The organism is Vibrio sp. 10N.261.54.A5, assembly GCF_041471145.1.
In the GTDB taxonomy this organism is placed as follows: domain Bacteria; phylum Pseudomonadota; class Gammaproteobacteria; order Enterobacterales; family Vibrionaceae; genus Vibrio; species Vibrio crassostreae_C.
Map to the genome: position 1 here is coordinate 14292 of NZ_JBFRNU010000042.1, position 16398 is coordinate 30689.

The following is a 16398-nucleotide window of genomic DNA, read 5'->3' on the forward strand; positions in this document are numbered from 1 at the left end:
CTTTACGGAGCCTTTCACTTTGTAACGTTAGCTTATTTGATGGCGAAGGTCGGCAATGATAAATGCCAACGAATAGCGCCAAGCCTTATCAATAGTGTTGAGAACACGCCGGCCAGAAATGCAGTTTCTGAATCGTGCCCCATGCTGATCGCCATGGTATGGAAAGTACCACCAATGATACAAGCGGTCGCGTAGACTTCACTTCTCAGAATCATTGGCACTTCACGGGCAAGCACGTCGCGGATAATACCGCCACCGCAGCCGGTGATGACACCCATGATGATCGCCACTAGTGCTGAATCTTGATAGATAAGTGCTTTTTCTACACCAATGCCAACAAACACCGCTAGGCCAATCGCATCACATACCGGCAATATCCACCAAGCCAGACGTTTCGGGCGTCTTACAATAATCATGGTCAGCAAACAGGTGATGATGATGACCCAAAGGTAGGTGGTATCGGTGATCCAAAACACGGGAGTTGCACCCAATGCCATGTCACGAATTGTGCCGCCGCCAATCGCGGTTACACTGCCTAGAACGGCGACGCCAAAGGGATCCATCTTAAGACGGCCAGCGACAAATACGCCTGAGACGGCAAAGATGGCAGTGCCAAATAAATCGATAATATAAAGCAGCATGGAGTCCATGATACTGGTGCTCTTATAGTTAAAATTGTAGGGACAGGTCGGTGGCGAATTGTACGAAAAAACGCAGCAAATAGTTAGTGATTTTGCCTAGCTCTATCGAAGAAATCGCACACTTGTTGGATCGCTTTCAAAGTTCTCGTTGTCGGGCGATTAATCCAGTCTGAATTGAGGGACCAAATCTGATTTTGAGCGACTGCTGGGATTTCATCTTCCCATGTTTGCCACATGGTTCCATTCTCAATCGCGTGCTGAGAAGTGAAAATCACTTGCGGTTTTCTTAATACAACTTGTTCAATACCAACTTGCGGATATGGCGAGGCGCTGTCTTCAAAAATATTGTGTCCACCACAAAACTCAAACACCTCACTTGGCCAGTGTCCTTGAGCAACAGTGATGATCGGCTTTTCACTGAGCTGGTAGAAGTAGTTTACTGGCTCGGCATCTTTGTATTCTAGTCTCAACGCGTTGAGCTGCTCTCTGTATTGCTGAGCGTTATTTTCGCCAATGCTTGGATCGCTAGCGTATTCGCTCAGTTGTTCAATATTGGTTGCGATACTGTCTAGGCTTTTGGTCTTGGAGTAGTAAATATTAAAACCAAATTGCTCTAGTTTCGCGAGCTCTCTGGGCGGGTTTCCCGCTGGCCACGCAAGAATCAAATCAGGCTGAAGTGCGATGATCTTCTCAACCTTGATACCTTGATAGTTTGCCACTTTTTCAAGCTTATCGGCTTGTGGTGGGTAATCACTTCGTTCACTTACGGCAACAAGGTTGTTGCCTAAACCAGCGCTGTACGCGAGTTCAGTGGCATGAGGAGCAAGGCTGACTACGCGTTGAGCCGGCTGTACTTGTTCTTGAGTCCGTGGTGCTTCTTCTGCAAATGATAAAGGCAGCCATAAGCTGGAAGACAAAATAGTAAGGCTTGTAACAAGTGCTGAAGGTTTCACTCTAAATCCCTTGGTGAATAAATAGTAAGGCTAGGCTTTGTAAAAATATCCAGATAGCGATGCGACCAAAGAGTAGTTTCTGAACCTGAGATAGATGCAGAGCTGACGGTGCGATTCTTCCGCCTAATTTCGCGCGAATGGCTTTAGTGTTGTCGTAAATCGCAGGGCCACCTAATGATAACTCCAGCTTGTTGCCAACAGCCGTGATTAACCAGGCTGGGCCGGGTAGTGGCCAAGAGCGACTTTGGACTAGCATCATCTTAAATGTGTGCGTTGCTTTATCACCAAAGACGATCATCAAGGCAAATAAGCGCATTGGTATAAGTTCTAGGATAGCGACGATCTTGATTGCCGTTGAGCCGAAAGGAGAAAACTGCTTGCGACTTGGCGACCAAGCTCGAGCTAACTCGACCACAAGGCGATACATTAACGCAGCGATTCCACCACCAATGGCGTACCAGAACAACACACAAACTACGTTACGAGCGTAACCCATGATTATGGTTTCTGTGGCGGCTTTGCCGAGGCCAAGTGACGAAAGTGATTCGGTTTGACGGTTGACAATCGGAGCCAGTAACTGACGAGCGGCCGCTTTATCTTCTCGGCCAAGTACTTTGATCAGTTGGTTAGCCAGCTTTTCATTATTGCGCCAATCAATCGCGAGTAATAACAGTGCCAATTCAAACAGTTGAGATTGCCAAACCAATGGTTGCAGTGCCAATAGAATAACCAGAGTTGGCAGTACCATTAACCCCCAGGCTAATGTACCTGAGATTAAACTTTGGGAATAGTTGTGGTTGTTATTAACCTTGCTTGCTAAAAGCTCAGCAAACTTATGCCATAAGGTCGTGGGGTGTGCGGCATGGGGGATAGGTAAAATTAAATGAAAAAGCAGTGCTCCCCACATCACAAGGAGCACGCCATTTGCAAATACCTGATCAAACAGTGTTTGCATGTCTAGTCGCTTACTTTAGTAGGGCAACCATCTTGATAACCATTTCAGAAGAGCTTTGCGCTGCTAGTGGCAGGAACTCTTCGAAGCTCATTGGTGATTCTTTGTCTGCAACATCAGAGATTGCACGAACAACCACGAATGGTACTTGGAATTGGTGACAAGCTTGAGCGATAGCCGATGCTTCCATCTCTACAGCAACAACAGATGGGAAGTGCTTGCGGATGAACTCTTGGCGTTCTGCTGTGCAAACAAATGCGTCGCCAGTACAGATAAGACCGCGAACGGCATGCTTGTCTTCCATTTGTGCTAGTGCTTGTTCAGCAACAGCCATCAGTTTGTCGTCAGCTTTGAACGCTGCAGGTTGACCTGCCATTTGGCCGATTTCGTAACCGAAAGCTGTAACGTCTGCATCGTGGTGTCGAACTTCAGTTGAGATAACCACATCGCCAAGGTTCAGTGTTGAATCAAAACCGCCAGCAGAGCCTGTGTTCAGAACGGCATCTGGTTGGTATTCGCTTAGTAGGATTGAAGTACCAACAGCCGCTGCTACTTTACCAATGCCAGATTGAAGCAAAACAACGTCAACACCATTTAGCTGACCAGAGAAAAAGGTACAACCGCCTTTATTAACTTCAGTAATGTCTGAAATTGCTGCTTTTAGGATCGCAACTTCTTGCTCCATTGCGCCAATGATGCCGATTTTCATGTGTAGTCTCTTAATAAATAATATTTAAACAGTAGAGCGAAATTGTAGCATGGATAAGAAGTGTCGAGCGACTGCCCAGAGGCACTTCTCATCCGAATAGTAGCGATTTATCTGCGTATTCTTTTATCTATTTGATTAGGCCTTCGCTTTTCAAGCTAGCACGAAGTTGTTCAGCTCGTTTTCGGTTTACGCCAAAATCAGAATGGCCAGTACGAGACTCTGAACGCACGATCAGTTTGCCATCCGTGATCTTAAGCTCTAAGTCATCGACAAAACGCATGATGCGAGAGGTACATTCAACACGCAGATAATCTTCTGTTTTACTCGCGGTTTTCGATCCCGGTAAGGTTAGTGCAACCTGCTCAATCGCATCCAAGTTCGCTGAATCTGACAACTCAAACGCGGCCAATGCGTGCTGCTCACGGTCATCTTGAGTTGATACGCAGTTTGGTTTGTCTCCACAAGGTGATGAAGTTCTGTCTTTCATGTCCGTGATTCCTTGGCTGCAAGCGGTTAAAGTCAAAAGAGATAGAGAGAGGAGAGCGGCTTTTTTCATAGTGTTTCCTATGGCGTTGTTTTAATTTTAATTGTAGTTCTCGGTATTTGTTAATTTACGATTGTTTTATGTATTCTTTGTTATGCCGTTGGTAAAACGTATCGAACTTAAAAAAGGATCCATATGCGGATCCTCTTTTTATAGTAATGGATTGATTAATAGAGGAAACTTTAGATTAGTCACACTTCTAGGTAATCCAAGATCCCTTCTGCGGCTTTACGGCCCTCATCGATAGCGGTTACTACCAAGTCAGATCCTCGAACCGCATCGCCACCTGCAAAGATCTTGCTGTTGGTGGTTTGGTATTGAAACTCTTGTTTACCGGGAGCCTTGATACGACCCCACTGATCGAGTTCCACACCGAAGGGTTCTAGCCATTCCATCGCATGAGGTTGGAAACCAAATGCCATGATCACAGCATCGGCTTCAAGAACATGTTCACTGCCTTCGACAGGCTCTGGGCGACGACGGCCTGCTTCATCAGGTTCACCCAAAGCGGTTTTCACGAATTTAACGCCAACCACATGACCAGCGCTGTTAAGCTCTAAGCCAATAGGTTGGAGGTTGAACTTGAACTTCACACCCTCTTCACGCGCATTCTTCACCTCACGGCGAGAGCCCGGCATATTCGCTTCATCTCGGCGATAAGCACAAACAACATTAGCTGCATGCTGACGAATCGAAGTTCGGACACAGTCCATCGCGGTATCACCACCACCGAGCACAACCACTTTTTTGCCTTTCATGTCGATGAATGGTGTTGGGTTATCCAGTTCCATGACCTTGTAGGTATTGGAAACAAGGAATGGCAGTGCATCATAAACGCCCGGTGCGTCTTCGTTATCTAACCCAGCACGCATGTTTTTATAGGTACCGACACCTAAGAAGACAGCATCGTAGTCATCGACCAGTTGTTGTAGTTGAACGTCTTTACCGACTTCGGTATTCATCTTAAATTCGACACCCATACCACTAAAGATACGGCGACGGTTTTCCATGATGCCTTTCTCTAGTTTGAACGATGGGATACCAAACGTGAGCAGGCCACCGATCTCCGGATAGCGGTCAAATACTACGGCCTTCACACCGTTTCGAACTAGGATGTCAGCCGCCGCTAGACCTGCTGGCCCCGCACCGATGATCGCGACCTTTTTATCAGTCCACTCAACGTGAGACATGTCAGGCTTCCAACCCATCTCAAAGGCTTTGTCGGTAATGTACTTTTCAATATTGCCAATGGTTACGGCACCGAAATCGTCATTGAGGGTACAAGAGCCCTCACACAAGCGGTCTTGAGGGCAAACTCGACCGCAAACCTCAGGCAGGCTGTTGGTTTGGTGAGACAGTTCAGCGGCTTCGATAATGCGCCCTTCATTGGCAAGCTTAAGCCACTGAGGGATGTAGTTGTGAACAGGACATTTCCATTCACAGTATGGGTTACCACAGTCTAAACAACGGTCTGCTTGCGCTTTCGCTTGCTGTTTAGTGAAAGGTTCGTAGATCTCTACAAACTCAATCTTACGAATTTTGATTGGTTTCTTCGCTGGATCTACGCGATTCACATCAATAAATTGGTATACATTCTGGCTCATTATTGGCTCCTTCCAATTATTGCGCTTGAACACGAAGTTCAGCAGAGCTGCGGCTTTGATGACCGAGCAAGGTATTAAGGTCCGCCGTCTTCGGCTTCACTAGGTAGAACTTCGGAATCCATTCATCAAAGTTCGCCAGAATAGCTTCAGCGTGTACTGAGCCAGTCTCTTCTAAGTGCTCTGCAATTAAGCCACGCAGATGTTCTTGGTGGATAAATAAGTCAGACAGAGAAAGTGCTTCGACCGACTCGTTGTTTACACGGCCTTGGAAGTCTTCATTCTTATCCATCACATAAGCAAACCCACCTGTCATACCGGCGCCGAAGTTCACTCCGGTTGCGCCAAGAATGGCAACAATACCACCGGTCATGTATTCACAGGCATTGTCACCTGCACCTTCAATTACGGCAACGGTGCCTGAGTTACGCACGCCAAATCGTTCGCCTGCTGTACCTGCTGCAAATAGCTTGCCTCCGGTCGCACCATACAAACAAGTGTTACCGATGATGGTCGCTTCGTTACAAACAAATGCAGTGCCTTGGTGAGGTTTGATAACTACCTTACCGCCTGCCATGCCTTTGCCGACATAGTCATTGGCATCGCCTGTCAGATATAGCTCGACGCCACCCGCGTTCCAAACTGCAAAAGACTGGCCCGCTGTACCATCGAGGTGCAACTTAATTGGTGAGCCCGCCATGCCTTGGTTACCGTAGCGTTTCGCTATTTCGCCAGAGATACGAGCGCCAATCGAGCGATCGGTGTTGATTACGTTGTAGTAAAGGCTGGTGGATTGACGTTTCTCAATCGCATCAATGGCATCATCAAGGATCTGTTGGTTGAGTTGCGCTTTATCAAATGGTGCGTTTGGCTCGGTCCAAAACAGTGGGTGACCTTCTGGAGATACCGGAGCTTCGAGTATTGAAGATAGATCGAGTTTACTCTGTTTCGCCGTGAGGCCTTGAACGGCTTCAAGCAAATCAGTTCGACCAATCAGGTCTGTCAGTTTTTCTACGCCAAGTTCTGCAAGGTACTGGCGAACCTCGTCGGCTAGGCCGGTAAAGTAGTTCACTACCATGTCTGGCAGGCCTTTGAAGTATTCACGGCGTAGTGTTTCATCTTGAGTCGCCACACCCGTTGCACAGTTGTTTAGGTGACAAATTCGTAAGAACTTACAACCCATCGCGACCATTGGTGCAGTACCGAAACCAAAACTCTCTGCACCTAAAATGGCGCCCTTGATAACATCGAGTCCGGTTTTTAAACCACCATCGACTTGCAGGCGGATCTTATGGCGTAGGCCATTGGCTACCAATGCTTGTTGAGTTTCCGCTAAGCCAAGCTCCCAAGGGCAACCTGCATATTTTACCGAGGTCAATGGACTTGCCGCGGTACCACCGTCGTAGCCAGAAATCGTAATCAGGTCGGCATAGGCTTTCGCCACACCAGTAGCAATGGTGCCCACACCTGGCTCAGATACTAATTTCACTGAAACCAATGCTTTAGGGTTAACTTGCTTAAGGTCGAAAATCAGCTGCGCCAGATCCTCGATAGAATAAATATCGTGATGCGGAGGAGGAGAGATCAGAGTCACGCCTTGAACTGAGTATCTCAGCTTAGCGATTTCTGCCGTGACCTTATGACCAGGTAGCTGACCGCCTTCTCCTGGCTTCGCACCTTGCGCGACCTTGATCTGCAAAACATCCGCATTGGTTAAGTAATGTGGCGTCACACCAAAACGACCGGAAGCTATCTGCTTGATACGAGAGTTACGGTCAGTACCAAAGCGTCGAGGGTCTTCACCACCTTCACCAGAGTTTGAGTAACCACCCAAGCGGTTCATCGCCATTGCTAATGCTTCATGCGCTTCTGGGCTCAAAGCACCGATCGACATTGCCGCAGAGTCGAAGCGTTTAAACAGATCGCTGTTAGGCTCGACTTGCTCTAGTGGTAGAGGCTGATCGGCTTTTTTGAGGCTCATTAAGTCGCGTAACATCGCAGCTGGACGAGCATTTACTTGCTTAGCAAAAGAGAGATAATCCGATGTCTCACCTGTTTTTACTGCAGTTTGCAGAGTGCCAACCACATCAGGGTTATAGGCGTGATATTCGCCGCCGTGTACGTATTTGAGTAAACCACCGTGCTCGATTGGCTTACGCTTAGTCCAGGCTTTACGCGATAAGTTATAGATATCTTGTTGGAAATCGCTAAAGCTTGCGCCTTGGATTCGAGTGGTAACTCCGCGGAAACAGAGCTCAACAACATCGGAATGAAGGCCAACGGCTTCGAAAAGCTGTGAACAGCGATAAGAGGCAATGGTTGAAATTCCCATCTTCGACATGATCTTGTACAGACCTTTGTTGATGCCGTTTTGGTAATTTTGCATTGCGGCACGATAATCTTTATCTAAAGAGCCATCATCCAACATTTTACCTAACGCTTCATAAGCGAGGTATGGGTAAACCGCGGTTGCACCGAAGCCAAGCAGCACAGCAAATTGGTGTGGGTCGCGCGCAGTTGCTGTCTCAACAACGATGTTGGCATCACAACGCAGGTTGGTATCAGCAAGCCTTGTTTGCACCGCACCAACCAACATGGCTGCAGGGATCGGTAGTTTTCCTTTCTCTAAACCTTTGTCCGACAGCACAACTAAAACCGCACCTTCGCTGACTTCTTGTTCGGCGCTATCACATACTGCTTTGATTGCTTGTTCTAGATCTTGGTTATTCGGGTCGTAGTGCATGCTGAGAATGACATGACGATAATGTTTTTGACTCAACTGCAGAAGCTGCTGCATGTCTGAGTAAAGCAGTACTGGTGAATCAAACGTGACACGATAGGCGTGACCGTCTGTTTCACAGAACACGTTCATCTCTTTCCCAATACTGGTCGCCAAAGACATCACGTGTTTTTCACGCAATGGATCAATCGGTGGGTTGGTGACTTGTGCAAACTTTTGACGGAAGTAATCAGTGACCAAGCGTTCTTTTGAAGAGAGCACAGCCATTGGCGTATCATCGCCCATTGAGCCTACTGCTTCTTGCCCCATATCACCAAGCACACGCAGCACTTGGTCGGACTCTTCGTTGCTCATCGCAAACTGTTTTTGGTAGGTCTTGAGCGTGTCATCGTCAAAGCTGCGCTTACCGACTTGCTCATCGGGCAGATCGGAAAACGGTGTGAGTTTGTGAACGTTCTTTTCCATCCACTCTTTATAAGGATGGCGACCTTTGAGGTCATTGTCGATCTCGTTAGATTGCCACAATTTACCGCGGCGCGTATCTATGACGAGCAATTCACCTGGGCCGACACGCCCTTTCTCTGCGACTTCATCCGGTGCGTAGTTCCAGATACCGACTTCTGATGCGAGCGTGATTAGATTGTCTTTGGTAATCACATAACGCGCAGGACGCAGGCCGTTTCTATCTAGGTTACACGCAGCGTAACGACCATCTGAAAGTACGATACCTGCAGGGCCATCCCACGGTTCCATGTGCTTGGAGTTGAAGTCGTAGAATGCACGTAGATCTGGGTCCATATCTGGGTGGTTTTGCCAAGCGGGCGGCACAAGCATGCGCATCGCTCGGAACACATCCATACCACCGGCAAGGAACAGGTCGAGCATGTTATCTAGGCTTGATGAATCTGAGCCTGTCTCATTCACAAAGGGTGCGGCGGTTTGTAAATCTGGCAGCAACGGCGAAGAGAATTTATAGGCACGAGCCTTAGCCCATTGTCGGTTACCTTCAATGGTATTGATCTCACCATTGTGCGCTAAATAGCGGAATGGTTGAGCCAGTGGCCAACGTGGCTGAGTATTGGTTGAGAAACGCTGGTGGAACAGACATATCGCCGATTCCATGCGTAAGTCTGCAAGATCGAGGTAAAATCGCGGAAGATCGGCCGGCATACACAGACCTTTGTAAACCATGACTTGTGTCGAAAGGCTACAAATATAGAAATCTTTGTCTTCGGTGATCTGTTTTTCAATTCTGCGACGAGCGATATAAAGGCGTCGTTCAATATCGCGTTCACGCCAACCCGCGGGGGCCGAGATAAACACTTGCTGAATATTGGGAACTGAATCTTTGGCAATCGGACCTAATACGTCGGTGTTGGTCGGTACTACGCGCCAACCTGCAACCGTTAAGGTCTCTTGAGCGAGCTCTTTATTGACGATGTCTTGCGCGGATTGCGCTTTGATTGGATCTTGGCTGAAGAAAATCATGCCGACAGCGTATTGCTTGCCGAGCTTGAAGTTATTCTCTTCAGCAATAATTCTGAGATAAGAGTCAGGCTTCTGTAGTAATAAGCCACAGCCATCCCCGGTTTTACCATCCGCAGCGATACCACCACGGTGTGTCATGCGATCTAGGGCTGAAATAGCAGTTCTTACCAACTTATGACTAGGTTGGCCTTCCATTTGCGCTATTAAACCAAATCCACAGTTGTCTTTTTCAAGACTAGGATCATATAGAGCCATTGCAATTCTCCCTTTTGCTTCTCTGTCATCCAGACAGTAAATGACTAACTATTCATATACTTGTTGTTTTTTATAAACTGATAGTTTGCTTTAGCCAGTTAAAACGTTATTGGTTGTGTTAACAAAACCGATTGATTTTATTTTCATCAGCTTTACAACGTATAGCTAATTGTGTTTAAGGTCAAGTTCATGGTTAATTATCATGCATAAACGCGATTAGCCACTTAATAATCTAAAATAGTCGATGGATATCAATGAGATATATAAGGTGAATGTTAACGAGATTTAACATGTACAACAGGATGATTTTGAAAACGACAAATGCCAGATAGAAAAAAGGCTAGCATCGAGTGCTAGCCAAATATAAAAGTTAGGAAGGGTATTGCTTTTCCTCTAGGCTAACGTAATTGACGTTAGCCCGAGAAATATTATGCGGAAAGCATGAGTGAATCAGCTTTCGCTTCTAAGTTTGAGTTACCCATTAAGAAGTCATCAATGGCAATTGCACATTCACGACCTTCATTAATACAACGTACAACTAGAGATTGACCAGTACGCATATCACCAGCAGCGAAAACGCCTTTCTGGTTCGTTGCAAAACCTTCAGAAGCGACGTTACCGCGCTCGTCCAGTTTAATGTCTAGTTGAGCAAGCACGCCGGTTGGCTCCGGGTGTAAGAAGCCCATTGCTAGGAATGCCATGTCACAAGGAATAACACGTTCAGAGTTCGCGACTTCATCAAAGCCTGGACGCTCACCTGGTTTCGCATCTTGCCAAACGATGTCAGCAATACGTAGACCCGTCACTTGACCTTGCTCGTTACCGATGAACTCTTTGGTTAAGATGTTCCAGTGACGTTCACAACCTTCTTCGTGAGAAGTGGTGGTTTTCATGATCATTGGGTATTGAGGCCAAGGCATGTTTGCAGGGCGCTTCTCTGGTGGGATCGGCATGATCTCAACCTGAGTAATGCTCGCTGCCTTATGACGGTTTGATGTGCCCACACAGTCAGAACCAGTATCACCACCACCGATAACCACAACGTGCTTATCTTTAGCGTGAATCTCTTCTGTTTTAAGATCTAGGTTGTTAGCACGGCGGTTGTTTTGACCAAGGAATTCCATGGCAAAGTGAACGCCTTTCAACTCACGACCAGGGATTGGCAAGTCACGTGGAACCGTAGAACCACCCGTTAGCAATACCACATCAAACTCTTGGCGTAGCTGCTGAGCGTTAACATCAACACCGATGTGTTGGTTAACTTTAAACTCAACGCCCGCTTCAGCCATTAGGTTGATCTTACGATCAATCACGTCCATACCCAGTTTGAAGTCTGGGATACCGAAGCGAAGTAGACCACCGACTTTCTCGTCACGTTCAAATACCGTTACCGAGTGACCAGCGCTGTTTAGCTGCTCCGCTGCGGCTAAGCCAGCAGGACCTGAACCGATAACTGCGACAGTTTTACCTGTGCGAGAGCGTGGTGTTTTAGGTTTTGCGTACCCTTCACGGTACGCAGTTTCGACAATCGTTTTCTCGATATTACAGATAGTGATTGGGTCTTGGTTGATACCAAGAACACAGGCACTTTCACAAGGAGCAGGACAAACACGACCGGTAAACTCAGGGAAGTTGTTGGTAGAGCTTAGGATATTCCAAGCCTCTTCCCAGCTGTCACGGTAAACCGCATCATTGAATTCTGGGATGATGTTACCAATCGGACAGCCGTTGTGACAGAAAGGTACGCCACAGTCCATACAACGAGAGGCTTGAGTATTGATCTTTTCACCAAACTCTTCGTTAAGTACGAACTCTTTGTTGTCTTCAATTCGAACTGACGGGTCGAGCTTCTTTGGAAGCTCACGACCGTGTTCTAAAAATCCAGTAGGCTTACCCATTATACTGCCTCCACTTCTTCCGTTTGTGCCTGTTGTGCTTCAGCTTTACGCTTTTCAAGAACCGCTTTGTAGTCGCGTGGCATTACTTTAACTAGCGATGCAACACTTGCTTCAAAGTTGTCTAGGAAAGACTGAGCAACTTCACTTCCTGTGAATTCAACATGCTTCGTTAGCATATCTAGTAGAAGATCTTTATCTTCTTGTTCAATTGGATCTAGGTCTACAAGTTCAGGGTTGAGCTTGGTTTCGAAGTCACCCGCTTTGTCCCAAACATAAGCAACACCGCCACTCATGCCCGCAGCAAAGTTACGACCTGTTGAACCAAGGATAATGGCAACACCACCAGTCATGTATTCACAACCGTGGTCACCAACGCCCTCAACAACAACCTTCGCACCTGAGTTACGAACACAGAAACGTTCGCCTGCCATACCGCGAATGAAAGATTCACCTGAGGTCGCACCGTAGAAACATACGTTACCAACCACGATGTTATCTTCAGCAACGATAGAAGATTTCGCATCTGGGTACAGTACCAAAGTACCGCCAGACAGACCTTTACCCCAGTAATCGTTCGCGTCGCCTTCTACTTCGAACTTAACGCCTTTCGCAAGGAACGCACCGAAAGATTGGCCAGCACTACCGTGGAACTTAACGTTCATTGGTTGTGGTAAACCTTGGTCTTTGTAAACCTTCGAGATTTCGTTCGACAGCATGGTACCAGCAGAGCGGTCCGTGTTGATGATAGGGAAGCTCGCATTCACGGCTTCGCCTTTCTCAAGAGCTGGAATCGCAGCTTGAATCAACTTGCGGTCTAGAACGTCTTCTAGGTTGTGGTTTTGTTGCGTCTGGTTGTAGATACCATCTTCTTCACGTGCCTGCTCAATGTGCAGTACAGGTGTTAGATCTAGGTTCTTGTACTTCCAGTGGCCGATGTCATCACGAACTTTAAGTTTGTGCGATTGACCAACCATCTCATCGATAGAGCGGAAGCCAAGTTCAGCCATTACTTCACGCAGACCTTCAGCCATGTATTGGAAGAAAGTGACTACGTCTTCTACGCGGCCGTCGAAACGTTCACGCAGAGTCTTGTTCTGTGTAGCGATACCAACAGGACATGTATTCTTGTGACACTTACGCATCATGATACAGCCTTCAACCACTAGAGCTGCTGTTGCTACGCCCCATTCTTCAGCGCCAAGTAACGTTGCTACTGCAAGATCACGTGGTGTTTTCATCTGACCATCAGATTGAACAACGATACGGTTACGTAGGCCGTTTTTCAGTAGTGTTTGGTGCGTTTCCGCTAGACCCAGCTCCCAAGGCAGACCGGTATGACGGATAGAAGACATCGGAGATGCACCCGTACCACCATCAAAACCTGCGATAAGTACCACGTCAGCTTTCGCTTTCGCTACACCCGATGCAATCGTACCTACGCCAGCTTCTGATACTAGCTTCACGTTGACACGACCGTTACGGTTCGCGTTTTTCAGATCGTAGATCAGCTGAGCCAAATCTTCGATTGAGTAGATATCGTGGTGTGGCGGTGGCGAGATAAGACCTACGCCCGGAGTCGAGTGACGCGTTGCGCCGATCCAGTCATCAACCTTATCACCAGGTAGTTGACCACCTTCGCCCGGTTTCGCACCTTGAGCCATCTTGATTTGTAGCTCATCAGCGTTAGATAGGTAGTAAGACGTTACACCAAAGCGACCAGAAGCCACCTGTTTGATTGCTGAACGTTCCCAGTCGCCGTTTTCTTTACGTTCGAAACGTGCTGGATCTTCACCACCTTCACCTGAGTTTGATTTCGCGCCAATGCGGTTCATCGCAACAGCCAGTGTTGAGTGAGCCTCATGCGAGATTGAACCAAAGCTCATTGCGCCGGTTGCGAAACGCTTAAGAATGTTCTCGATTGGTTCTACTTCTGCTAGAGGAATAGAGCCTGCAGGGTTCTTGATGAAGTCCAGTTGGCTACGTAGCGTTGCTGCGTTGTCGCCTTGGTCATCAACTGCTTTTGCGTACTTCTTGAACTGACCGTAATCTTTGTTACGCGTCGATTCTTGAAGTAGAGAAATCGTTTCTGGGTTGAATAAGTGTTTCTCACCACGTTGTTTCCACTGGTAAACACCACCAACATCAAGGATCTGAGCTGGAATTTCACGAGCTGGGTAACCAACACGGTGACGAACCAATACTTCTCGCGCGATATCGTCGATCGTTAGACCTTGGATACGAGAAACAGTACCTGTGAAGTATTTTTCAACCACTGATTTGCTAACACCAAGTGCTTCAAAGATTTGTGCACCGTGGTAAGACTGCAGCGTAGAGATCCCCATCTTAGAGAAGATCTTAAGTAGACCGCCGTTAACACCTTTACGGTAGTTATCGAATAACTCACGTGGGTGTACGTTTGGATCTAGCTTCTTAGTACGTTGCAGTTCAACAATCGTTTCAATAACTAGGTATGGGTTAACTGCGTTTGCACCATAACCGATAAGCGTTGCAAAGTGGTGTGTCTCACGAGCGTCGCCCGTTTCAACAACGATGTCACACTTAGCACGTAGACCTTTACGGATTAGGTGGTGGTGAACCGCGCCAACCGCCAGCATTGCTGGAATAGCGGCATGGTTAGAGTTAACCGCACGGTCTGTCAGTAGGATGATAGAGTAGCCATCAATCACTGCGTCTTCTGCGTATTGGCAGATACGCTTAAGTGCGCGCTCTAACTTACCTTGGTCGCCATTTGCTTGGAATACGATATCCAGCGTCTTCGCCTGAAGGTGCTCGTTATCGATTGCACGCAGTTTTTCTAACTCAGAGTTAGACAGTACTGGAGACTCAAGTTCTACTTTTTGACAGTGCTCAGGTGTTTCTGCAAGTAAGTTCTGGTCTTTACCTAGGTAAGTGTTCAGAGACATAACCATGCGCTCACGAATCGGGTCGATCGGCGGGTTAGTTACTTGTGCAAACAACTGTTTGAAGTAGTTTGAAAGGTGCTGCGATTGGTGAGAAAGAATCGCTAGCGGCCAGTCAGCACCCATTGCAGAAAGTGGCTCGTAGCCTGTTTTCGCAAGAGGTAGAATGATTTCGTTTACTTCTTCAGAACTCACGCCAAACGATTGTTGTTTGTGTAGTAGTTTCTCTGGAGAAGGTTGGCTAAATTCGTTGCTCGCATCCGGTAGCTTTTTCAGGCTCAGAAGGTTCTCTTCAACCCACTTTTCGTAAGGTTGTGCTTTAGCAATGCTGTCTTTCACTTCTTCATCAGAAATGATGCGGCCTTGCTCAAGGTCAGCAACGAAGATACGACCTGGTTGTAGACGACCACGGTACTCAACGTTTTCAGGTGCAATCTCAACAACACCAGACTCAGACGCCATTACTAGGAAGTCGTCTTTAGTTACTGTGTAGCGAGAAGGACGCAGACCGTTACGGTCAAGTGTTGCACCTACTTGAACACCATCGGTGAAACATACTGATGCTGGGCCATCCCATGGTTCCATTACGTTCGCGTGGTACTGGTAGAACGCACGACGAGTTGGATCCATGTTTTTGTTTTCTTGCCATGCTTCCGGGATCATCATCATCAACGCGTGTGGCAGAGTACGACCTGAAAGAACAAGTAGCTCAAGCGCCATATCGAAGTTTGATGAATCCGAACTACCTTCCTGACAGATAGGAAGCAGCATGTCGATTTCAGCTTGTGTAAACAGATCCGATTCTAGGATTGCTTCACGTGCTTTCATCCAGTTCAGGTTGCCGCGAACCGTATTGATTTCGCCATTGTGCGCGATGTAACGGAAAGGCTGAGCTAGACGCCAACGTGGGAATGTATTGGTAGAGAAGCGAGAGTGTACTAGTGCTAGAGCTGTCACCATGGTTGGGTTTTGCAGATCTAGGAAGTACTGAGGAACTTGTTCAGTTGTTAGCTGACCTTTGTACACCAATGTCTTGTAAGACATAGAGTTGATGTAGAAGTCATCACCGATATTTGAAACGCTTTCTAGGCATACACGAACCGTGTAGTTACGTAGAACATACAGTTTACGCTCAAGCTCTTCTGGTGTGATACCAGGGCCGCCAGAAATAAATACGTGTTCAAATTGAGGTTCAGTGCTTAGTGGGTCAGCACCAATCATTGAATTGTCCGTTGGAAGTTCACGGTAACCGATAACTTCTAACTCAAGGCGTTGTGCATTGCGTTCTAGAATGTCACGACACTGTGCACGTTTGTGTTCATCTTTAGGGAAAAGTACAACACCAACACCATATTTTTCAAAAGATGGCAGCTTAATTCCAAGCTTTACGGCTTCTTCTAGTAAGAATTCGTGCGGCTTCTGTAGCAGGATACCTGCACCATCACCAGAACACGGATCGCAGCCTTGGCCGCCACGGTGTTCCATACGTGCAAGCATATCGAGTGCTTGAGTTACTACATCATGAGATTTGCGATTCTTTAGATGCGCAACAAAACCGATACCACAAGCGTCATGCTCCAATTCAGGAGTATACAGACCCTGTGAGTTCTGCTCTTGATCTACCATAGATACATCCTTCCAGTTAAATCTAGGCGCAACTTATTTGTATAAAGTCAGCCTTGTCCTTTTATATTTA

General features: G+C 47.1%; 9 protein-coding genes. All 9 read right to left on the reverse strand.

Translation table 11 applies throughout. From position 1 onward, the window contains the following. Positions 1-32: 32 nt before the first annotated feature. Positions 33-650 carry a TRIC cation channel family protein gene (locus tag AB4329_RS12840; protein WP_017062893.1) on the reverse strand — a complete coding sequence of 206 codons (618 nt, stop codon included), beginning with the start codon at positions 648-650 and terminating at the stop codon, positions 33-35. A gap of 74 nt (positions 651-724) precedes the next feature. Further along, positions 725-1594 (reverse strand): vitamin B12 ABC transporter substrate-binding protein BtuF, encoded by an 870-nt coding sequence (gene btuF / locus AB4329_RS12845; protein WP_017066512.1) that lies wholly within the window; start codon positions 1592-1594, stop codon positions 725-727. Position 1595: 1 nt separating this feature from the next. Next, positions 1596-2549 carry a cobalamin biosynthesis family protein gene (locus AB4329_RS12850; protein ID WP_102332777.1) on the reverse strand — a complete coding sequence of 318 codons (954 nt, stop codon included), beginning with the start codon at positions 2547-2549 and terminating at the stop codon, positions 1596-1598. A 10-nt stretch (positions 2550-2559) separates the two neighbouring features. Beyond that, positions 2560-3255, reverse strand: coding sequence for a 5'-methylthioadenosine/S-adenosylhomocysteine nucleosidase (mtnN, locus tag AB4329_RS12855; RefSeq protein WP_017059300.1), 696 nt, complete (start codon positions 3253-3255; stop codon positions 2560-2562). A 127-nt stretch (positions 3256-3382) separates the two neighbouring features. Continuing rightward, complete coding sequence (locus tag AB4329_RS12860) at positions 3383-3811, reverse strand: DUF1499 domain-containing protein (RefSeq protein WP_017070085.1); 429 nt, start codon at positions 3809-3811, stop codon at positions 3383-3385. Positions 3812-3990: 179 nt separating this feature from the next. Further along, positions 3991-5403, reverse strand: coding sequence for an FAD-dependent oxidoreductase (locus AB4329_RS12865; protein ID WP_102398270.1), 1413 nt, complete (start codon positions 5401-5403; stop codon positions 3991-3993). 16 nt (positions 5404-5419) lie between these two features. Then, on the reverse strand, positions 5420-9883 hold the full coding sequence (gene gltB / locus AB4329_RS12870) for a glutamate synthase large subunit (protein ID WP_372138484.1): 4464 nt from the start codon (positions 9881-9883) through the stop codon (positions 5420-5422). A 428-nt stretch (positions 9884-10311) separates the two neighbouring features. Beyond that, entirely contained in the window at positions 10312-11781 is a 1470-nt protein-coding gene (locus tag AB4329_RS12875; RefSeq protein WP_017066517.1) for a glutamate synthase subunit beta, read from the reverse strand. After that, positions 11781-16328, reverse strand: a complete 4548-nt coding sequence (gltB, locus tag AB4329_RS12880; RefSeq protein ID WP_017059305.1) for a glutamate synthase large subunit — start codon at positions 16326-16328, stop codon at positions 11781-11783. Before gltB (AB4329_RS12880) ends, AB4329_RS12875 begins: the two co-directional genes overlap by 1 nt. Positions 16329-16398 lie beyond the last annotated feature (70 nt).